Source organism: Vibrio sp. CyArs1 (genome assembly GCF_022432925.1).
Lineage (GTDB): Bacteria > Pseudomonadota > Gammaproteobacteria > Enterobacterales > Vibrionaceae > Vibrio > Vibrio mediterranei.
The window spans coordinates 74,972-94,668 of record NZ_JAKRBO010000008.1 but is presented as its reverse complement, the minus strand read 5'-3'; the positions used below and the strand labels follow the sequence as shown (position 1 = coordinate 94,668).

Genomic DNA, 19,697 nt, shown 5'->3' with positions numbered 1-19,697 from the left:
ACCTTAATCTCTCCCTGCTATCCAACGTTCCATTGCACCAATTGATTCATGCGCGGTCAAATCCACCTGAAGTGGAGTGATGGAAATATGGCCATGCTCTATTGCATAGAAATCCGTTCCTATACCCGCATCTTGCTCTTTCCCCGGAGGACCTAGCCAATAGATATCGTGACCACGTGGATCCTTCTGTTTAATCATACTCTCAGCATGATGGCGCGCGCCTAATCGAGTCACCTCAACCTGACCCAATTGCGCTAATGGAAAATCTGGAATATTGATATTTAACAAGCGATTAGTTGGGACTCTTTGCTTAAGATGTCGCTCCACAAACTGACGAGCGATAATCGCCGCAGCGGTAAAGTTCTGTTTGCCTACCAAGCTAAATGCAATGGATTGAACTCCAAGAAAGTGCCCTTCCATAGCTGCGGCAACCGTTCCGGAATACAGAACATCGTCACCAAGGTTTGCGCCATGATTAATACCAGATAGCACGAGATCAGGCAGGTCATCTTTCATCAACTCATTGAGTGCAAAATGCACACAGTCCGTCGGTGTGCCTTGCACAGAGTACACACCCGGCTCAATTTGATTAACGCGCAGAGGCTGTTCTAGCGTCAATGAGTTGGAGGCACCAGAACGGTTGCGATCTGGTGCAACAATGGTTACTTGCGCAATATCACTAAGTTCTTTCGCTAGTGCTCGAATGCCTTCGGCATGCACCCCATCATCATTGCTGATTAAAATGCTAAGTTTTTTACTCATATCCATGTGTTTAGAATTGTCGTTCCACTTCTTCTATTTGAGCCAGCTCTCGTAAGATTGATGTTGCAAAGCTACCTGAGTCTAAAAAGAAAGAAAGCGTCACGGCATCATCTTCTAGCTGACTTTTTAATGATTCAGGCTTCAGTAAGATAGCTCGGCGATCGTGTCGCATACGATTACCACGAATCAACAACATGAGGTCAGGCTCTTGATCTACCGCGCTTTGCTCAAGTGTTAAAGCATCTTGCTCTGTCGGCAGTGCGTTATCACCAGCCAGTGCAGCGGTAATCACGCCATTATCGTCCAGAATATCACCCGCGATTGCACTCTCGAAACTCTGAGCTTCGATGCGCTTAGAGACAATCTCATTGAAAATCCAAGAGCGAGCTGCCGACAAATATAGGCTGCGCTTATTTTGGTTACGAGTTCGTACATTTTCACGTCCCCAACGTCTTGCTTCGGTGACATTGCCGCCATCTCTACCAAATCGTTGCTGACCAAAATAGTTAGGAACACCACTCGCTTCGACTTGCTGTAATCTCGCGCTCAATTCCGTTATATCAGAAACGTCCGTAAGACGAATATCAAACTCGTTCCCCGCTAAATCACCTGGTCTTAACTTCTTGTTATGCCAGTTAGTTGCTACTATCTCAATACTAGGATATTGCTTATGAAAGTCGGAAAAGTCAGGGACATTCTTTTTCGGCAGATGCACACTCAACCACTGCTCTGTCACAGCATGTCTGTCTTTAAGACCTGCCCAACCTATATCTTTGGACTTGACCCCGCAAAACCTTGCCAGTTCGTTGGCAACAAAGCTGGTATTCTCACCATTTTTGCGAACGTGTAGCATCAAATGCTCGCCTTCTCCTGTGAACTCGAAGCCAAGTACTTCGCGAACCACAAAATCTTCATTGGTCGCTTTAAATTTGGCTGTCGTGGTTGGCTTACCGTATAGGTAGGCTAAGTGTTGTAAAACATCAGTCATCATCGCTGCCTATTAAGACGTAATTTTGCTAATCAATACCACTGCTTCAGTGGCAATTCCTTCTTTACGTCCTGTAAAGCCTAATCTTTCAGTTGTCGTTGCCTTCACATTAACGTTACCAATATCGGTATCTAAGTCTTGTGCAATGACTTGGCACATGCTGTCAATGTGAGGAGCCATTTTAGGAGCTTGCGCCATGATGGTGATATCCGCATTAACCAGTTCGTAGCCTTTCGCTTTCACTTTACTGTACACATCACGAAGTAGAGCGCGACTATCCGCTCCTTCCCACTCGGCATCAGTATCTGGGAAGTGACGACCAATATCTCCTGCGGCGATAGCCCCAAGTAAGGCATCACATAAAGCGTGAAGTGCAACATCACCATCAGAGTGTGCGATCAATCCTTGCTCGTAAGGGATGGCCACACCGCCAATGATTACAGGACCTTCGCCACCAAACTTATGAACGTCAAAGCCATGGCCTATTCTCATTGTTGTACTTCCTCTTTCATTAAATAAAATTCAGCCAGAGCTAAATCTTCTGGCCTAGTAATTTTGATGTTGTCTCCACGCCCTTCAACTAGCAATGGAGAAAGCCCGGTCCACTCAACAGCAGACGCTTCATCGGTAATTGAAACTCCTTCCTCTAGTGCATTAGTAAGTGCACTATGAAGTAGCTCTACTTTGAACATTTGTGGCGTCAACGCATGCCACAAACCCACTCGCTCTACAGTATGGTCAATACCATTGACGTCATCGGCTCGCTTCATGGTGTCTTTCACGGGCGAAGCTAAAATTCCGCCAACCGGGTGCACGGACACTTCATAAATCAGCTTACTGATGTCTGCCAAGGTGATACAAGGGCGAGCGGCATCATGAACCAAACACCACGCATTAGGGATACGCTGTTTAACGTAGTCGATGGCAGCGAGTACCGAGTCGGCACGTTCATTGCCACCAGCAACACGCACTACTGGCTTTTCCGATAAAAATGACAATCCAGAATAATAAGGGTCATTTTCACTAACAGCGACAATGACGCTTTCGACACTTGGGTGTGACAGCAACTTATCAACCGTATGCTCTAAAATAGTTTTGTCATTAATCTTAAGGTATTGCTTTGGGACGTCAGCTTGCATACGACTGCCCACGCCAGCAGCTGGCACAATAGCGATGATAGGATGGTGTTCAGGTATCATTGGTTATCCTCACCTATGATGCGATAGAACGTCTCTCCGTCTTGAATCATTCCAAGTTCATGTCGTGCTCTTTCTTCAATGGCATCAAGCCCTTGTCGAAGGTCATCAATTTCCGCAAACATCTCATTATTACGTGTCTGTAGGTTTTGATTCACTTGCTGTTGCACTTGGATTTCTGATTCAACTTGATTGAAGTCGACGATACCGTTTTTTCCAAACCAGAGAGTATATTGCAACCAAGAAAAAACAACTAACAACACTAGGGTAAAGATACGCATAAACTGGCACGTTCCATCGAAAAAATCTGCTCTTTATATAGCACAGTTTACACCTTGAAATAAGCGAAGAGAAAGCCTTGTTCGCGACTAAGGTGAAAAGTAAGTGCCTACTCGCCCTAATGACTGGCTTGAAGAGACCATTCGGCAAGTGTCATTTTTAGGTTATTTGACATTAACACCTGCTGGTTGAATTGAATTCCGATTAACGAACCTACGCCATGCTTTTTAATACTCGCAATTTCGAAGGTAATTCCTGCGGGTAAAAATCGATTCAACTCACAATCTATTTTTACCTCTAGCCCTTTGCAAAAATCATGTTCGGAAGCGATAAAAATACCACAACCAGACAACGAGAAATCCACCATCGTTGCTTCGGTTTGCGCTTTACCCAGCGAAAGAGAGCAAGGAATTGCAAGCTTATAACGCGAATGCTCTCGAATGGGCTTAGTCACGAAGTTATTAGGAGGTGAAAGATAAACCTGTTTACTAGGTACGTTAGAATCGGCAATACACTGACAAGTAAAAGCCACCACATGTCCGTATCCCGTATCCGTCAATCCTCTGACAATCACTTCTTTTTCTCTCAAGGCACAAATCGTCTCTTGTTCCAGTTCTTGCGCATCCACAACCAGATAGTTATCAAATTTAAAGCCGATTAAAGATGCAGGTAGCCCTTTGAGCGATTCCTCACCTGTAACAGAAAGACTGAGTTTCATGCCTGTTTTAAGGTAACGATAGCATTCATATTGTTTTTGTTGTCCCCATTCCACTGACGTTATCCTTTTGTTTATCAACAAATTAATTACACCTTATTTACCTGTTTGATGCAATCCATCAGCTTAAATTTCAAAAGATACAGATTGTTACACTTAGCAATATTGTAAATGATAATAAATAGCATTAGCATTCACCTCGCTACTAATATGATGTCATATACCAATAATAAATTATTCAATTTGTCTCGATTTTTACGAGCAAGGAAAGCCCAGAATGAAATTTCAAGTGACCACACTTTGCAGTGCCGTGGTACTCGCACTTAACACCTCTCCAGCATTTGCCGAACAAAACAAATCGAGTGTGGATGAAACACTCGTCGTACATGCGCAAAGCTTTGATGACTATAAAGTTGACAGTGCTTCAGGTGCTATGCGCACCGATGCCTCTATGTTAGAAACCCCTCAATCTGTAAACGTGATTCCTGAGATTGTTTTGGATGAGCAACTGGCAACCACATTAGGTGAAGCGTTGCAAAACGATGCTAGTGTCAGCGCAGGCTCACAGAAATGGAATAGAGAAACGTTCTACTTACGTGGATTTGAGTTGTCATCAACCAATGGTTACTTGCGCAATGGTCACTCGCTATTCACTCACTACATGCTGCCAATTGAAACCTTAGATCGCATTGAAGTTATAAAGGGTCCATCCAGCCTTTTATACGGTAACTCAGCGCCAGGTGGCATGATTAATATGGTGTCAAAAAAGCCGACTGCGACTCCAAAAGTTAACGTAGGTGCAGATTTTGACGATCTAGGTAGCACGCGCTATCACGTTGATGCATCCGGTAAATTGAATGAATCAGGGACACTTCGTGGCCGTACTGTCCTAGTAAAACAAGACAGTGTTGAAAGTAGAAAGTACGCAACGGGTGATAACCGAGAACGCGATCGTTTTCTAGGTTATGGCGTCATTGAAGCCGATCTTTACGACTGGGGCCTACTCTCCTTCAACTACGAAAAGACTCAAGATAATGCACCGATCGACTCAGGCTCTTGGTTGGATCTAAATGGAAATCGAATTGGCGATAAAGAAACCATCAGAGACGCTCACTGGTCATTCATCAACAACGATGTAGAAAACTTTGGTGCTGATCTTAATCTGTATATCAATACACAATGGGAAGCCAAACTAAGCTACAACTTACAAGACATGAAGCGTCATCGCTATGATTCGATGCCGACACCAGACTCTAATACGCTCGTTGATGGCAGTTACACCATGAGCCCATTTGATCGTCATGATCATTGGAAAACTCAAGCTTTCCATGCAGATCTTCACGGTAACTTCACTGCTCTCAATGTGGATCACCAAGTCTTGCTTGGTACTAACGGCCAGTTCTATGACTATGCTCAGCAGAGAGTGAAAGACAGCTCAATTAGTGTGCAACCTGGTGAGAACCCTACAAACCCGGGTCTAGACTACAACAATGCCACGTCTACCTATGAGAGCAACAACCATTTCTACGGTTTTTATGCTCAAGACCTCATCACCTTCAATGACCAATGGCAAGCACTTGTAGGCGGTCGATATGATATGTACTTTGCCGATGGAAAAAACTCAAAAGGCGAAATCATCAGTGGTGCTAATGACAGCCAATCATTTTCACCAAAAGCTGGCTTAATCTTCCATCCAAGCTACAACGGCAGCATTTATGCTAACTATTCGGAGAGCTTCAATCCAGTCTCAAACGTGGTTAACGATGACAACTCAGTGACAGAACGGGAACCTGAGAAAAGTCGTCAATACGAGTTAGGTACAAAGTGGGAGCTAATGGATAATCGCCTACTGCTTACTGGAGCCCTATTTGACATTGAGAAGGAAAATATCAGTATCACAGAAAACGGTATCACCACGCAAAATGGTACTCAGCGTCATAAAGGTGTGGAAGCTGGTGCACAAGGTCAAATCGCCGATAAATGGTTTGTGATGGCAACCGGTATGTACTTAGATGCAAACTTCGACAAACATGATAAATACCAAGATAAACGTCCAGCCAACGTTCCAGAGTGGAGTGGCTCTGCATGGACTCGCTATGCGATGACTGACTCGACGGCATTTAACCTTGGTATGTTCTATCAAGGTGAGCGCTGGGCTGATAATGCTAACACCGTCAAACTGGATGGTTACGTGCGCTTTGATGCCGGTGCATCACACAAAATTAAGAGCGATTATGTCGTGTGGGATTTCCGATTCAATATCGAAAACCTCTTTGATAAAGAGTATGTTGCTGGCACAGGTGGTGGTGGCGAATATACCACTAAATCAGGTAGCTCGACAGGCGTGATCAACGATGTTCATTTCGGAAATGAACGCCGATTCAAACTGTCCGTGAACGCAACATTCTAAACTAACTAAATCGAGCCCAGCGACCTCATTGCTGGGCTTTTTCTTCTCACTGTCTCATATCCCTCTAATTCGATGTCACGATTTTGACATCAACACGTCATCCATCTTCCATCTGCTGTTCGCCATTTTGACATATCAACGTCATAGCATTTTAACCACATTAATTTGGCTTATGTTCAGAGGTTGTCATGGAAACTACCAGTCCTTTTCGTCTGCCGCGCAGGTCTCCACTAGGCCTAGCAGAAAACGTTACTGAGTGGGCTACTGGCCTGTCAGTTTTAGACCGATTATACACTCAACGTCCTGCAGATTGTGATACCGAGACTTTCTTGCGTTTCACGTTGGATATCCTAGGTATTGATTATCGCATCGAAGCAGGCAGTAGTGAGACGATACCTAAAACTGGAGCAACCATCATCGTAGCTAATCATCCTCTAGGTTGTGTTGAAGGCGTCATCTTGGCTGAGGTGCTACTGCAGATTCGCAAGGACGTGAAAATTCTTGCCAATGAATTTCTTAAACTGGTTCCGGAGCTGGAGCCTTTGTTCATCGGCGTAGATGTGTTCAACGGAACCAATGCACATCGATCAAACTCCAGAGCATTGCGACAAGCCAACCAACATTTAGAACTTGGTGGCCTTCTGCTTGTATTTCCTGCAGGCGAAGTGTCCCAACTGGTTGACAGAAAATCGCTTCAACTGGAGGACAAGCAATGGAGCCGATCCGTTAGTACCCTTATCAAAAGAAATCAGGCAACCACTGTGCCAGTGCATATCGGCGGCGTTAACTCCAAACACTTCTACTTGGCAGGAAAGGTCCACCCGATGCTGAGAACGGCCATGCTAGGTCGCGAGCTTCTCAATAAAAAGAACACCGCCATCCGAATTTCAATTGGCAACAAAATCAAGTTTAAAGAGGTGAGTTCGCTAGACAGTCAGCAGCTAGTTAGTTATCTGCGCCTTAATACCTATTTGCTCAATCAGCAACATCCTGAAAGAAACCATAGCTCACTTTCTTCTCATCAACGTGAGCAAGCCATAGCCTCAGAAACTCACCTCAGCGATCTGCTTGAGGACATCGAACTCCTCCCTCAAGAGCACTTACTCCTTACTAGCGGTGAGTTTGAGGTTTACTGTACCACCATGGATCACATTCCTGCGGTGATGCGAGAAATCGGACGTATAAGGGAAATTAACTTTCGACAAGTTGGAGAAGGAACGGGGCAATCTTTAGACATCGATCAGTTTGATCAGCTCTATCAACACCTATTTGTTTGGGACAAGGAGAAACAAAAGTTGGTCGGCGCTTATCGTCTAGGTCTCGTTGGTCAGCTCATTAAGCAAGGGGATATGCGCACCTTATACTCTCGCACCCTGTTTAACTTCGAGCACACTTTCTTAAATACAATGGGCAAATCCATTGAAATGGGACGCAGTGTTGTCGCAGAAGAATACCAAAAGAGCATGAGCGCCCTACTACTGTTGTGGAAAGGTATTGCGGAATTTGTACGTCGAAATCCAAACTACACTCATCTATTTGGTCCGGTGAGTATTAGCAATGACTATAGCGACATCGCTCGCCAGCTCCTCACCGACACAATGACCTTGCATCACTACGATAATGACAGTGCACGATATGTAAGCGCGTCTAATCCCCCTAAACAAAGTCGCCATAGACAGTGGTGCCCTCAAACACTGGGTGCTCTAGCGGACGTTCAACTGTTGTCGCGCGTTATCTCAAGACTGGACACTGGAAAAAGCGTACCTGTCTTGTTAAGACAATACCTAAACTTAAACGGCAAGTTGGTTTGTTTTAACGTCGACCCCAACTTCAATGACGCATTGGATGGTTTGATCGTTGTCGATCTCACCTCGGTACCTCATAAATCCTTAGCTCGCTATATGGGATCTGAACACGCTAAACAGTATCTAAACAAGCACAATGCTATGTCCATTTAGTGTCTACGTTACCTTCTTCAAAGCAGCTTCGGCTGCTTTATCCTCTCTCAAACAGTCTCATCTATGAGAACTAAGTCATTCTTTTCCAATAACTATCAACAAGAGGATGTGCATCACAGTTCTTATACTGGGAGCATGCTAGAAACGGCTGAAAAAACGATAACGACATCGACCGCTTTTCAGCTGTAGGAAGATCGGACTTACTTGAGTGAGATTTAGCAGTGACAGATTTGACATATCACCAAGCGAATGAACTATTTCGCCATTTTCCGGGGTTTCTGTCGATTAGAAATTCGTCCCACGAATACGTCTATATTAATGATAAATTTAATGTCTGGTTGCGCCAGTATACCGACATCAACCCAATAGGGATGACGGCAAACGCGCTATCTCAAGTGGTTCCTGAAAATGTAGCCAATATGCTTCAAGAATGTCATGACGCGAGTATCGATTATATTGAGTCCGGCCAATGCATTCCAAAAATCGTTAAGTTTCAAAGCTTACATTCCACTTTTTACTACAATGTGCTGAAGTTTAAAGTCGACATTGAAGGCGAGTCTTTCATCTATACCACCAGCTTCGATGTTTCTGAACTGCATCAAGAAGCAAAGTTCTTCGAAAAGAAAGCGTATACCGATCCATTAACTAAACTGCGAAACCTGACTTATCTCAGTTCGATTCGCTGGAAAAAAGGATTCTGCGTCGTTATTGACCTCGATAACTTTAAACAGATTAACGATAACTTGGGTCATAGTGAAGGCGATTTGGTTCTACTTAGGTTCGCACGTTGCTTACGACAGAGCTTTTCTGATAAGGATGTGATTGTTCGATATGGTGGGGATGAGTTTGTAGTTTTAACGCACTATGAAAATGAAGACACATTAAAGCAATCTATAAGCAAACTGCATCGCTTATTTATTGATGACTTCCAAGCCTACCCTGAGCTTTGCCACAGTATCGGCTATTCGGCATTCCAGTCCAGTTTACGAATCACTTTGAAGAAAGCCGACCTTGCCATGTACCAAAGTAAGCACGATAAACGCGCAAAAAAGCCTAAAGTCCTATTATAAAAAAGCTGAGCCTAATGCTCAGCTTTTCACTTTTATTTTTGGCACTAGTAGCGTTTTTTCATTTTCAATGTGAAGTTCACTAAGGCAATCAGCACTGGCACCTCAATCAGAGGACCAATAACCCCCGCGAATGCTTCAGGTGAATTCAAGCCAAATACGGCAATAGCCACGGCGATGGCCAGTTCAAAGTTATTACCCGTCGCGGTATATGCAATTGACGCATTCTTATCGAAAGGAACACCCATCTTCTTAGCAACAAAGAAACTCACAAAGAACATCATAAAGAAGTAGATCGTAAGTGGAATCGCTACGCGTACTACTTGCATTGGTAGTTCAACTATCATCTCACCTTTAAGGCTGAACATCAGTACGATGGTAGCCAGTAGTGCGATTAACGTCATCGGTGAAACCTTAGGAATAAAGGTCTCGTTGTACCATTGCTCTCCTTTCTTCGCGACTAAGATCTTGCGACTTAAAAATCCAGCCAAGAAAGGAATACCTAGGTAAATCATTACACTTTCAGCGATATCACCCATTGAGATATCCACGACCTGCCCCTGGAAACCAAATTTTGGTGGCAACACCGTAATGAATAACCAAGCAAGGAAGCTATATGTGATAATTTGGAATACACTGTTCAGTGCGACTAAGGCTGCGCCGTATTCTTTGTTACCACCACCAATGTCATTCCATACTAGTACCATAGCAATACAACGAGCTAGACCAATTAAGATGACACCTGTCATTAAGCTGGGTTCATCACCCAGAAATGTCAGTGCCAGCACAAACATAAGAATTGGGCCAACCAGCCAGTTCATAACCAATGAAAGTGTCACAGCCTTTTTGTCTTGGAGCACACTGCCCATCAGGCCGTAGTTCACTTTCGCCAATGGCGGGTACATCATCAGTATCAAGCCAATGGCGAGAGGGATATTAGTGCTTCCCACCGTCATTGACTCATTCAAGTTCTCAATCTGGCTCGGAAATGCAACTCCCAGAACCACCCCAATTCCCATCGCCAAAAAGATCCATAAAGTAAGAAAGCGATCAAGGAAGCCCAGCTTTTTCGGTTGTTCCATAGCTAACTCGGACATGTTAACTCTCCAATATCGTCAATCGTCGAATAACGATTAAATTATAGTAATAAAAGTCGGCAATGCCGACTCAATAATCAAAGAATGATAGAAGCTTGCTTAATCAAAGGCTGATTGTGTTAGACGCGCAAAGTCACTGAGTGCCTCTCTCTGGATTCGATAACACACCTTCGGTGGCATCGGCTCAGCACTAATAAAACCGGCGACTTTAAGTATACGTAAATGCTCAGATACCGTTGATTGAGCGAGACCCAATTGAGAAACTAGATCGCTGTTTAAACAACCACCGGCTCGTTCTAGGTCTGACAGAATTCGTAAGATACGAATACGAGCAGGATGGGACAATGCCTTAGCTTGTGCCGCCAGCGTTTTCTCTTGGACCAGTTGCTCATCTGATGCAATGAACATTTCAGTATTATCAACTGTACAATTCGTCACACTCTACCCTCTATCGTATTTTGACGATAAATATACGCCTGACATAAAAAAGAGTCAATCGTCGTTTAACGATTAACTCTTTAAAGTGGATATTTTATGACTTACTGAGCGATCGCTTTCGGAGCACCAGGTAGGCGGATCGAAATGATGGTCGTGAGCACAAGGAAGGCAAAAGAGACCCACATACATGCTGCAAGACCAGCAACTTGGAATACCCAGCCAGACAACACAGTGCCAATTAAACGTCCCATCGCATTAGCCATGTAGTAAAAGCCTACATCCATGGAAACCCCATCACCTTTGGCATAGCTGACGATCAGATAGCTATGGAGCGAGGAGTTTACTGCAAAGATAGCGCCGAAAATCAATAATCCAACCACAATCACAGCCTGTGGGTACCATTGCATTTGAACACAATAAGCGATTATGCCAGTCACGGCCGCAAGTGCTAATGCCCACCACATTGCTGCACTGCCATCGGGCACCTTTCCTTGGGCTTTGCCCGTGATTTTTGGGGCAATGCCTTGAACAAAGCCATAGGCAATTACCCACGTAGCCAGAAAACCACCGACTAATGTATGATCCCAACCGAACACTGAACCAAGGTAAATAGGTAATGCCACGACAAACCAGACATCACGAGCACCAAATAGGAACATGCGTGCCGCTGACAGAATATTGATGCTCTCCGATTTAGAGAAAATCTGCTTAAACTTAGGCTTCGCTTTCGCTTTACCCATATCACTTTCTAGGCTAAGTACGCTGCCGATAAACACCAAACTAAGCACAGCTGCCATGGCAGCAACGGCATATTGGAAACCGAGCACAGAGAGCAGTAAACCACCGATAAAGAAGCCGGCCCCTTTCAGTGCATTCTTAGAGCCAGTTAGAATCGCCACCCACTTGTAGAGTGCACCTTGCTGTTCGTCAGGCACTAACGTCTTAATGGCGCTCTTCGCACTCATTTTATTCAGATCTTTGGCGATTCCAGATAGCGCTTGTGCAGCCATCACCCAAGGGATGGTTAGCCAGACACTCGGCACGGCCAACATCAACAAAGCGAAGATCTGCATCCCAAGGCCGATATTCATGGTTCGATTTAGCCCCAAGCGAGCCCCAAGCCAGCCACCAATTAAGTTAGTGACAACACCAAAGAACTCATAGAACAAAAACAGAGAAGCAATAGCTAAGGTGCTATAACCTAGATCATGGAAATACAGCACCACCAACATGCGTAGCGCACCATCAGTAATAGTGAAATTCCAGTAGTTAAAAGTGACCAGCATATACTGGCGAACGCTTTTGCTAAGGTTAGACAACATAATTCTTCTGCCTGAGTAGGGTTTAATTACTCGTGTAAAGTTGAGTGACTTGCGTAAAACAGAGCTACTCAGTAAAGCAACGTCATCCCTGCTCAAGCAGGGGTCTACCCAATTACTGTTTCAGCGAAAACGAGGCTCCCGCTTTCACTAATACAATAATTAGGATAGAAGTTAAACTAGCGACAACTAGAACGTCGCCGCTAACTTCTCTACATAGTCGATTTGTGGCTGTTTGGTAAATGCGCCTGGACGTAATGCCTGCACTTCACGGCGAATCGTCTCAAGATCCCAACCTTTTTCTAGCAGCAAATTGGCCGCTAGAAGACCAGTACGTCCGGAACCACCCATGCAGTGCATTGCAATCTTTTCACCCGCCTCAACCGCTTGATGTAATTCTGGCGAAATTGCTTTCCAATCCGCTGCAAATTCAACACTTGGCGCGCGATCATCTTCAATCGAAGTTTGAAACCATTTGATTCCTAATGACCTTGCTTTTGCACCAAGCTCTGCAACTCCTGCTTCCGTCATCTCGTGATTATCGAGAGCCGTCACGATCACAGTCACACCTTGAGTTTTAAGTTGCGCTAATGAATCATCCAGAGACACATCTTTAGTACCAGGACAAGGCGTTAATACAAGCGCTGCGTTATCTACTTTAAGTTCCCATGTTGGATGCATCATCATTACCCCGCTAGACCGACTTTACGAACCAATTCTGCAGTGCGCGTTGCATAGCCCATTTCATTGTCATACCACGCATAGATTTTCACCATACGAGAGCCGACCACCATTGTAGATTGAGCATCGACAATCGTTGAGCGCTGGTCACCTTTATAATCGATGGACACCAATGGTCGTTCTTCAAAGCCAAGAATTCCCTTCAGCTCACCCTCTGACGCCTCTTTCAGTAGCGCGTTAACCTCTTCTGCAGTGATGTCACGTTTAACGTCAAATATAATGTCAGTCAAAGATGCATTCGCTAACGGGACACGAACAGCGTGGCCATTAATCTTGCCCTTAAGTTCTGGGAAAATCTCAACGATAGCAGTTGCACTACCTGTCGTTGTTGGAATAAGGCTCATACCACAGGCGCGAGCACGACGTAGATCTTTGTGTGGTGCATCTAGGATAGTTTGCGTATTAGTCAGGTCATGAATCGTAGTAAACGATGACTGCTCAATACCCAATTTTTCGTGAATCACTTTCACAACTGGTGCAATACAGTTAGTCGTACACGATGCTGCGGTAACAATACGATGTGCTTCAGCGTCGAAAATATCGTCGTTAACACCGACGACAATATTAGCAATACCGGCTTCTTTCACTGGCGCAGAAACCACAACACGCTTAACGCCTTGATCTAAGTATTTGTTCAAGAATTCAGTTTTGCGGTGCACACCTGTTGCTTCAATCACCACATCACAGTCAGACCAATCGATCGCGTCGATATCGCGCTCTTGGGTGGTTTTAATGCGTTTACCGTCGATGACAAGCTCATTACCTTCGACTGTAACATCATGATGCCAGGTACCTTGAACTGAATCGAATTCAAGCAGGTGACCTAGTGTGGTTGCATCGCCTGCGACATCGTTGATCAATACAAATTCTAATTCTTGCCAATCGAAAGCAGCACGCAGCGCCAAACGACCAATTCGACCAAATCCGTTAATACCTACTTTAATAGCCATAACTCAATCTCTTAATTACTTAATACATTCGGTGATGAACTAACGCCTAATACCTACTTAGAAGGTGGCACAAGTTCGTTAAAGTTTAGTTGATAAGCGCTTTGCAAGCAGTTCGATTGCTCAAGCCCTTTCAAGGTTCTGTATAACCAGCCTGGCAGCCCTTCCGCCAAGCTATAAAAAACATGCTGCCCTTTACGAGTATCTTTTAGTACACCAGCTTGTCTTAACATTGCCAAATGTCTTGAGACTTTTGGTTGGCTCTCTTCCAAGGCCTCAACAAGACTATTCACACAGACTGATTCATTCGCAGACACCCACAACAAGGTTCGGATACGTGTTTCATCAGACATCAATTTGAAAAACTCATGTGGAAGCATAGTTAAATACTCATATATGGATATGCGTATATATTAATTTTTATATACTAAGAGTCAAGGATCTTTTTGACCTGTCATAAAACCTTCATAATTAAATGGATAGGGATACATAGAAAAGCCCATCAACTTCTTACGGTCGATGAGCTCAGTTGGCAGAATAAACTATTTATTTAACAAAAATTTAGCGATGTAGCCGTTCTACTGCTCTGATGGTTTTGCTCAAGCTCTCTTCCGCTAAAGATGGCATTTTGCTTGCCATGGTGGCATACAAGCTGTCGATCATCGCCAATTTAACCAAACGTGCAGTGCCGTTTTTGCCAAGTACAGGCTCAGGCGACGCTGGGGCATAAAGTGGGATATCCGACAAGGATGACAGCTCTGCGTGATAGTTATTGGTAATAGAAATCACGGTCGCACCAGACTGTTTTGCCTGACGCACAGCATCCATGAGATCAACCGTCTGGCCAGAGTGAGAGACCACCAATACAACGTCTTGGTCTGTCATAATGCTCGCTGACATCAGCATTAAGTGACGATCTTTAGGCACCGATGATTTAATACCAATACGTAGCAGCTTATGCTGAAAATCTTCACAGATGATGCTTGAACCACCAACTGCAAAAAGCTCGATATTTCGAGCCTTTAGCAGGGCCTCTGCAGCCGCATCGACCATTCTTACATCCACAAAATTGAGGATCTCAGTTAGGGCATTTATGGAGTTTTGCAGTACCTTTGACACAATCTTCTCGGCGCTATCATCAGGCAACAAACGCTCACTTGGCGCATAGGACTGAGTTTCGCTCTGCGCATATAACGACTCTTTCAGCTGTTTAAAGCCGCTAAACCCCAACTTCTTCGATACTTTGACAATCAGCGCCGGAGAGACGCTTAATCGTTCGGCAACCTCATTTATCGAGGTCGACTTTTGCAAAAAATGCGGCTGCAAAAAGTTTTCCGCTATCGACTGTTCCGTCTTAGTCAGCGACGGCATCATCATACGTATATTGGGGATTACCTGATTCGAGTTCACAACTTTCAACACAGCTCTCAAAGTATTTCCTTCATTATAACCCTAAAACTACTGGATTTTCTGCACCTGTCGGTGACGAGTGTGCACTTGAATCGCTAAACTTCTAATGTCCAATGCTGGTAGCTGACTGCTTTATCACTTTCGAACCGGAAACCACATTGCAGCTCACTGCTACTTGCTTGTCCAAACAAACGACTGGTCATTACAGCTTTTCCATCATTGATAAAGACTTCAACGCATGAGTGGTCACGCATCAGCTGCAACGAAGAGGCTTTTCCCTTCCATGCTCTATCTTCCCATAAACCTGTTTTAAGGTTCTTTCGTCGAGTTGTGATACTCGAAGGCGTGACTAACAGTGATAAGTCGTCGGACAGCTCAATCGTGATAGTGGCTCCGTCAATATCTTGCAGCAACAATTCTGCACTTAATCCAACCAAAGAGGTGGATAAGCAGGTGCCCGATTGTGGGTTGCGGCGCAACGTCGTCAATTCTTCAACAGGTTGTTGTAACAGCTCACCGTTGAGAATGGTTAATCTGCGCGGGCAGGTCATTTGGTGAATCCAACCATATTCAATAGTTGGTTGATAAGGTTCAAACTCATCCGGTTTGCCCATCCAACCAAACAAAATACGACGTCCCTTGTTATCTTCGAAGGTTTGGGGCGCATAGAAATCGAACCCGTGGTCCATCAAACGGCTGCCAGTAGCGTTGTAAAGCGCTTGATGGTAATCGAGCTCACCCAAAGTGACCTCAACATCAAATGTTTCTGTCGCTTTGCCTTCTATATCTATCCAAGTCTTTGGACAAGTAATCATGACATCGCAACCATCAAGAGCAAAGAGATCTGGACACTCCAGCATAAAGTTAGCATCTTGCTTGCCGTTAATGTCAGTACCGTAAATGTCACCACATTTCTCCCACTGATACAGGTCAGTAGAACGATACAGAATCACCAAGCCACGCCGCTGCAGATCTTCTGCTCCAAGCACCATGTAATAATGATTGCCACGTTTCCAAACTTTAGGATCGCGAACATGACCGCTATAACCATCAGGCAATGACAATACCGGCCCAAGTTTAGTTACCGTGCCCTGCTCATCTAGCTGTGCTCTACATTGATAGGCAGTTCGACCACCCTCTGGGTATTTAACATTACCGGTGTAAAACAGCTCAAGCTTACCATCGACTTCAATAGCGGAACCGGAATAACAACCCGATATCTCATAGTCTTCAGTCGGTGCCAAGGCTAAGGGTTTATGTTGCCAATGGATAAGGTCAGAAGACGTTGCTAGCCCCCAAGCCTTTGCACCATGTTCACATTTGAGTGGGTTCCACTGATAAAACAAATGGTATTCACCATTAAAAAACGACAAGCCGTTGGGATCATTCAATAAACCAACACGTGGAGCGAAGTGCCACACTGGACGATATGGATCATGCTCTCCATGTTTAGGGGCATTAAGCAAAGATTGGATGGTTCGCAGGAAATATTGAGAATCTGTCATAAAAACTCCAAAGCCTCCCATTAAGGGAGGCTTATCATTAAATCGCTTATTTCTTTTCAAGCATCTTGTCAGAGAAGCCCATGGTGTAAGTCAACGAGAACGCCACACCACAACTTACCGCGTGAACGAGTAAGTAAGAGAGAATCTGACCATCTAAATAAAGTAGCGTGCCTGGGATAACGGTTACTGCCATACCGCTCGCTGCTAGACCAAGAATTTGCGCCACAAAACCACCAGCAGCACCACCAACTAGGGCGAATACGAATGGACGATAGTAACGAAGGTTCACACCAAAGATTGCTGGTTCAATAATGCCTAGGAAAGCAGATACCGTTGATGGGAAACACAGCGCTTTAAGCTTCTTACTCTGCGTCTTAATACCAACTGCTAGACACGCTGCCCCCTGAGCTGAGATAGCACCAGTGATAAGTGCGTTGAAAACGTTGCTACCTTCGTTCGCTAGTAGCTGGATTTCTAGCAGGTTAAACACGTGGTGAACACCAGTGATAACAATCAAATCCCACACGAAACCGATAATCAGACCACTCAAGCCAAATGGTAGGTCAAGCAAGTACTTAGTTGCCTCTACCATAGTCACTTCAACGATGTGGAACAATGGACCTACAGCAAGAAGCGCAACAGCACTCATAATAAGCAGCGTTAGGAACGGAGTCATCACCAAATCAAACGCTTCTGGCATGATTGAGCGAATGCGGCGTTCCAACTTCGCGGTTAGGAAACCTGCAATAAATGCTGGAATAACAGAACCTTGGTAACCAACGACTGGAATAAAGCCAAAGAACATCAATGGATTTGCTTCACCGAAACCAACCGACCATGCATTAGGTAATGCAGGAGAAACCAGCATTAGGCCAAGCACCAAACCTATCAATGGAGTCCCTCCGAATACGCGGCTTGCCGACCAAGCCACCATCGCAGGTAAGAAAATAAACGCCGTATCCGTGAGAATTTGGGTATAAAGGATAAAGTTTGCTGGGATAGAATCAGGCGTTAGGCCAAATATAGCCAACACTTCAGGTCGCGTCACAAGTCCACGAAGCCCCATGAACAATCCTGTTGCTACCAAGGCAGGTATCAGTGGGACGAATACATCACTGAATGTGCGAATCGCTCGTTGTAGCGCCGTACCTTGTTGGTTTGCTGCTTGTTTAATTTCTGACTTTGAAGACGTCGATAAATCGAGATTCTGAACCGCTTCAAACACACGGTTAACCGTCCCAGTTCCGAAGATAATTTGGTACTGACCACTGTTAAAGAACGCGCCCTTTACCTTGTCTGTATCTTCAATCCTCTCTTTATCGATTTTGGCTTCATCCGCCACCATCACACGTAAGCGTGTTGCACAGTGCGCAACCGATACTATGTTTTGTTCACCGCCTAACGAGTTAACCAACTCTTCTGCAATCAACGAATAAGACATCATTTCATCCTGCGATTTGTTTATTGAGTAATTGCTTTTCAATCTATCACCCCTTTACGTGCTAGACGACGATCTTTATCACAAAATAAATTATTTTATGAAATTTACACTATTGTGAATTTTATTGTGAATTTTTAAACCTATATTTTTCAATTGCTTATATGATTATTGGCGATTTCAATGAAATTTAAATATTTACAGACGTGAATTTTATCGTAAAATTAAAGCCATATTCATCGGTTAAGGTACAGACAAACATGATCATTTCTATTGGTTGTGACCACGTAGGTTTCGAACACAAAGCTCTCGTTATTAGTCACTTAGAACAAAAAGGTCATCAAGTGATCGACTTAGGTGCTCAATCTGCCGAGCGAACAGACTACCCTCAATACGGCAAAGCGGTTGCAAACTCAGTAATTTCAGGTCAAGCCGAGCGCGGTATTTTGATTTGCGGTACAGGTGTTGGCATTTCGCTAGCCGCTAACAAAGTTCCAGGAATTCGCGCAGTGGTTTGCAGCGACCCATACACCGCCCAGCTTTCTCGCGAGCACAACGACACCAACATTCTTTCGTTTGGCTCTCGCGTCGTAGGAATTGAGCTCGCTAAAATGATTGTAGACCGTTGGCTAGAAGGTGAGTTTGAAGGTGGCCGTCACCAGAATCGTATTAACCAAATTGCTGACATCGAAAAGGAGCTCACTCATGGCTAAGTTTTGTCCTTCAATGATGTGTGTGGATTTCTCTAAATTACCTCAAGAGTTGGCTGAGCTAGAGAAAGCCAAAGTAGATATGCTTCATATTGATGTAATGGATGGACACTTTGTTCCTAACTTCGCCCTAGGCCCGGAAGATATTAAGGCTATCCGCAATACAACCGATATTGAATACGATGTGCACCTAATGTTGTCCAATCCAGATCAGTACATTGATATGTTTGCTGATCTCGGTGCAAGCCTAATGTATGTTCATGCGGAGGCACCACCGCACCTACATCGTACGCTTGGTAATATTCAAGCTAAAGGTATTAAATCAGGTCTGGCTATCAATCCAGGCACACCACTGAGTGTGATTGAAGATGTACTTGATGTCACAGACGTAATTTTGGTGATGTCAGTTAACCCAGGATTTGCGGGGCAGAAGTTCATTGCCAATGCTTTCAATCGAATTGATCGCATTATTGACATGATCAACAAACAAGGTACCGATACTAAGCTGGCTATTGATGGTGCGATCAGCCCTGAAGTCATCGATTTGCTTAAGGATAAAATCGAATACTTTATCCTTGGTACTGCTGGCTTATTTGGTAAACCAACTAGTTATGCGGAAACCATGGATAACTTGAGAGCAATTGCAGATGGTAAGCTAGCCACCGCAGCTTAACCCCTACTTTAAAACCGCTCCTGCTATAAAACTCGCGTATAGCT

General features: G+C 44.4%; 20 protein-coding genes. 5 read left to right on the top strand and 15 right to left on the bottom strand.

The genetic code is table 11. The annotated features are described in order from the left end of the window. Positions 1 to 3: 3 nt before the first annotated feature. The 6 genes from surE to MMA19_RS20840 form a co-directional block, all read right to left on the bottom strand. Positions 4 to 768, bottom strand: a complete 765-nt coding sequence (gene surE, locus MMA19_RS20865) for a 5'/3'-nucleotidase SurE (protein WP_006072638.1) — start codon at positions 766 to 768, stop codon at positions 4 to 6. Positions 769 to 772: 4 nt separating this feature from the next. Then, positions 773 to 1,750: a tRNA pseudouridine(13) synthase TruD gene (gene truD / locus MMA19_RS20860; RefSeq protein WP_240207124.1), complete on the bottom strand. Its 978-nt coding sequence runs from the start codon at positions 1,748 to 1,750 to the stop codon at positions 773 to 775. Positions 1,751 to 1,762: 12 nt separating this feature from the next. Continuing rightward, positions 1,763 to 2,242: a 2-C-methyl-D-erythritol 2,4-cyclodiphosphate synthase gene (gene ispF / locus MMA19_RS20855; RefSeq protein ID WP_006072635.1), complete on the bottom strand. Its 480-nt coding sequence runs from the start codon at positions 2,240 to 2,242 to the stop codon at positions 1,763 to 1,765. Further along, positions 2,239 to 2,949, bottom strand: a complete 711-nt coding sequence (gene ispD, locus MMA19_RS20850) for a 2-C-methyl-D-erythritol 4-phosphate cytidylyltransferase (protein ID WP_038224046.1) — start codon at positions 2,947 to 2,949, stop codon at positions 2,239 to 2,241. Before ispD ends, ispF begins: the two co-directional genes overlap by 4 nt. Beyond that, positions 2,946 to 3,227 carry a cell division protein FtsB gene (gene ftsB, locus MMA19_RS20845; protein ID WP_006072631.1) on the bottom strand — a complete coding sequence of 94 codons (282 nt, stop codon included), beginning with the start codon at positions 3,225 to 3,227 and terminating at the stop codon, positions 2,946 to 2,948. The genes ispD and ftsB overlap by 4 nt, the downstream gene beginning before the upstream one ends. A gap of 116 nt (positions 3,228 to 3,343) precedes the next feature. After that, on the bottom strand, positions 3,344 to 3,997 hold the full coding sequence (locus MMA19_RS20840) for a PilZ domain-containing protein (protein ID WP_006072630.1): 654 nt from the start codon (positions 3,995 to 3,997) through the stop codon (positions 3,344 to 3,346). A 220-nt stretch (positions 3,998 to 4,217) separates the two neighbouring features. Between MMA19_RS20840 and MMA19_RS20835 the strand changes: the two genes are divergently transcribed. The 3 genes from MMA19_RS20835 (at position 4,218) to MMA19_RS20825 (ending at position 9,378) form a co-directional block, all read left to right on the top strand. Continuing rightward, the gene (locus tag MMA19_RS20835; RefSeq protein WP_240207123.1) at positions 4,218 to 6,350 is read left to right on the top strand and encodes a TonB-dependent receptor; all 2,133 of its coding nucleotides are present in this window, start codon (positions 4,218 to 4,220) and stop codon (positions 6,348 to 6,350) included. Between the two features lie 188 nt (positions 6,351 to 6,538). Then, positions 6,539 to 8,308, top strand: coding sequence for a GNAT family N-acyltransferase (locus MMA19_RS20830; protein WP_240207122.1), 1,770 nt, complete (start codon positions 6,539 to 6,541; stop codon positions 8,306 to 8,308). 221 nt (positions 8,309 to 8,529) lie between these two features. Beyond that, positions 8,530 to 9,378 (top strand): GGDEF domain-containing protein, encoded by an 849-nt coding sequence (locus MMA19_RS20825; RefSeq protein ID WP_240207121.1) that lies wholly within the window; start codon positions 8,530 to 8,532, stop codon positions 9,376 to 9,378. Between the two features lie 44 nt (positions 9,379 to 9,422). On the opposite strand, the gene arsB is transcribed toward MMA19_RS20825, so the two are convergent. The 9 genes from arsB to MMA19_RS20780 form a co-directional block, all read right to left on the bottom strand. Then, entirely contained in the window at positions 9,423 to 10,472 is a 1,050-nt protein-coding gene (gene arsB, locus MMA19_RS20820; protein WP_006072623.1) for an ACR3 family arsenite efflux transporter, read from the bottom strand. A gap of 99 nt (positions 10,473 to 10,571) precedes the next feature. Beyond that, entirely contained in the window at positions 10,572 to 10,880 is a 309-nt protein-coding gene (locus MMA19_RS20815; protein WP_050798630.1) for a winged helix-turn-helix domain-containing protein, read from the bottom strand. 131 nt (positions 10,881 to 11,011) lie between these two features. Then, positions 11,012 to 12,232: an organoarsenical effux MFS transporter ArsJ gene (gene arsJ, locus MMA19_RS20810; protein ID WP_062459920.1), complete on the bottom strand. Its 1,221-nt coding sequence runs from the start codon at positions 12,230 to 12,232 to the stop codon at positions 11,012 to 11,014. 186 nt (positions 12,233 to 12,418) lie between these two features. After that, positions 12,419 to 12,913 (bottom strand): cyclin-dependent kinase inhibitor 3 family protein, encoded by a 495-nt coding sequence (locus MMA19_RS20805; protein WP_236110207.1) that lies wholly within the window; start codon positions 12,911 to 12,913, stop codon positions 12,419 to 12,421. Between the two features lie 2 nt (positions 12,914 to 12,915). Beyond that, on the bottom strand, positions 12,916 to 13,920 hold the full coding sequence (locus MMA19_RS20800; RefSeq protein ID WP_240207120.1) for an ArsJ-associated glyceraldehyde-3-phosphate dehydrogenase: 1,005 nt from the start codon (positions 13,918 to 13,920) through the stop codon (positions 12,916 to 12,918). 53 nt (positions 13,921 to 13,973) lie between these two features. Continuing rightward, positions 13,974 to 14,297: a metalloregulator ArsR/SmtB family transcription factor gene (locus tag MMA19_RS20795; RefSeq protein WP_006072614.1), complete on the bottom strand. Its 324-nt coding sequence runs from the start codon at positions 14,295 to 14,297 to the stop codon at positions 13,974 to 13,976. 181 nt (positions 14,298 to 14,478) lie between these two features. After that, positions 14,479 to 15,339 carry an SIS domain-containing protein gene (locus MMA19_RS20790; RefSeq protein WP_240207170.1) on the bottom strand — a complete coding sequence of 287 codons (861 nt, stop codon included), beginning with the start codon at positions 15,337 to 15,339 and terminating at the stop codon, positions 14,479 to 14,481. A gap of 83 nt (positions 15,340 to 15,422) precedes the next feature. Next, positions 15,423 to 16,832 (bottom strand): sucrose-6-phosphate hydrolase, encoded by a 1,410-nt coding sequence (locus MMA19_RS20785; RefSeq protein WP_031494668.1) that lies wholly within the window; start codon positions 16,830 to 16,832, stop codon positions 15,423 to 15,425. Between the two features lie 46 nt (positions 16,833 to 16,878). Continuing rightward, positions 16,879 to 18,273, bottom strand: a complete 1,395-nt coding sequence (locus MMA19_RS20780) for a sucrose-specific PTS transporter subunit IIBC (RefSeq protein ID WP_240207119.1) — start codon at positions 18,271 to 18,273, stop codon at positions 16,879 to 16,881. A 257-nt stretch (positions 18,274 to 18,530) separates the two neighbouring features. Here MMA19_RS20780 and rpiB point away from each other — a divergent pair, with 257 nt between their 5' ends. Beyond that, on the top strand, positions 18,531 to 18,983 hold the full coding sequence (rpiB, locus tag MMA19_RS20775; protein WP_038225066.1) for a ribose 5-phosphate isomerase B: 453 nt from the start codon (positions 18,531 to 18,533) through the stop codon (positions 18,981 to 18,983). Beyond that, positions 18,976 to 19,653 (top strand): ribulose-phosphate 3-epimerase, encoded by a 678-nt coding sequence (rpe, locus tag MMA19_RS20770; protein WP_006075705.1) that lies wholly within the window; start codon positions 18,976 to 18,978, stop codon positions 19,651 to 19,653. The genes rpiB and rpe overlap by 8 nt, the downstream gene beginning before the upstream one ends. Positions 19,654 to 19,697: the final 44 nt, after the last annotated feature.

Coding starts and splice junctions, on each gene's coding strand:
- rpe (WP_006075705.1), top strand. CDS start 18,976: ATGGCTAAGTTTTGTCCTTCAATGATGTGTGTGGATTTCTCTAAATTA.
- MMA19_RS20830 (WP_240207122.1), top strand. CDS start 6,539: ATGGAAACTACCAGTCCTTTTCGTCTGCCGCGCAGGTCTCCACTAGGC.
- ispD (WP_038224046.1), bottom strand. CDS start 2,949: ATGATACCTGAACACCATCCTATCATCGCTATTGTGCCAGCTGCTGGC.
- ispF (WP_006072635.1), bottom strand. CDS start 2,242: ATGAGAATAGGCCATGGCTTTGACGTTCATAAGTTTGGTGGCGAAGGT.
- MMA19_RS20835 (WP_240207123.1), top strand. CDS start 4,218: ATGAAATTTCAAGTGACCACACTTTGCAGTGCCGTGGTACTCGCACTT.
- truD (WP_240207124.1), bottom strand. CDS start 1,750: ATGACTGATGTTTTACAACACTTAGCCTACCTATACGGTAAGCCAACC.
- ftsB (WP_006072631.1), bottom strand. CDS start 3,227: ATGCGTATCTTTACCCTAGTGTTGTTAGTTGTTTTTTCTTGGTTGCAA.
- surE (WP_006072638.1), bottom strand. CDS start 768: ATGGATATGAGTAAAAAACTTAGCATTTTAATCAGCAATGATGATGGG.
- rpiB (WP_038225066.1), top strand. CDS start 18,531: ATGATCATTTCTATTGGTTGTGACCACGTAGGTTTCGAACACAAAGCT.
- arsJ (WP_062459920.1), bottom strand. CDS start 12,232: ATGTTGTCTAACCTTAGCAAAAGCGTTCGCCAGTATATGCTGGTCACT.
- MMA19_RS20800 (WP_240207120.1), bottom strand. CDS start 13,920: ATGGCTATTAAAGTAGGTATTAACGGATTTGGTCGAATTGGTCGTTTG.
- MMA19_RS20795 (WP_006072614.1), bottom strand. CDS start 14,297: ATGCTTCCACATGAGTTTTTCAAATTGATGTCTGATGAAACACGTATC.
- MMA19_RS20815 (WP_050798630.1), bottom strand. CDS start 10,880: ATGTTCATTGCATCAGATGAGCAACTGGTCCAAGAGAAAACGCTGGCG.
- MMA19_RS20785 (WP_031494668.1), bottom strand. CDS start 16,832: ATGACAGATTCTCAATATTTCCTGCGAACCATCCAATCTTTGCTTAAT.
- arsB (WP_006072623.1), bottom strand. CDS start 10,472: ATGTCCGAGTTAGCTATGGAACAACCGAAAAAGCTGGGCTTCCTTGAT.
- MMA19_RS20805 (WP_236110207.1), bottom strand. CDS start 12,913: ATGATGCATCCAACATGGGAACTTAAAGTAGATAACGCAGCGCTTGTA.
- MMA19_RS20780 (WP_240207119.1), bottom strand. CDS start 18,273: ATGTCTTATTCGTTGATTGCAGAAGAGTTGGTTAACTCGTTAGGCGGT.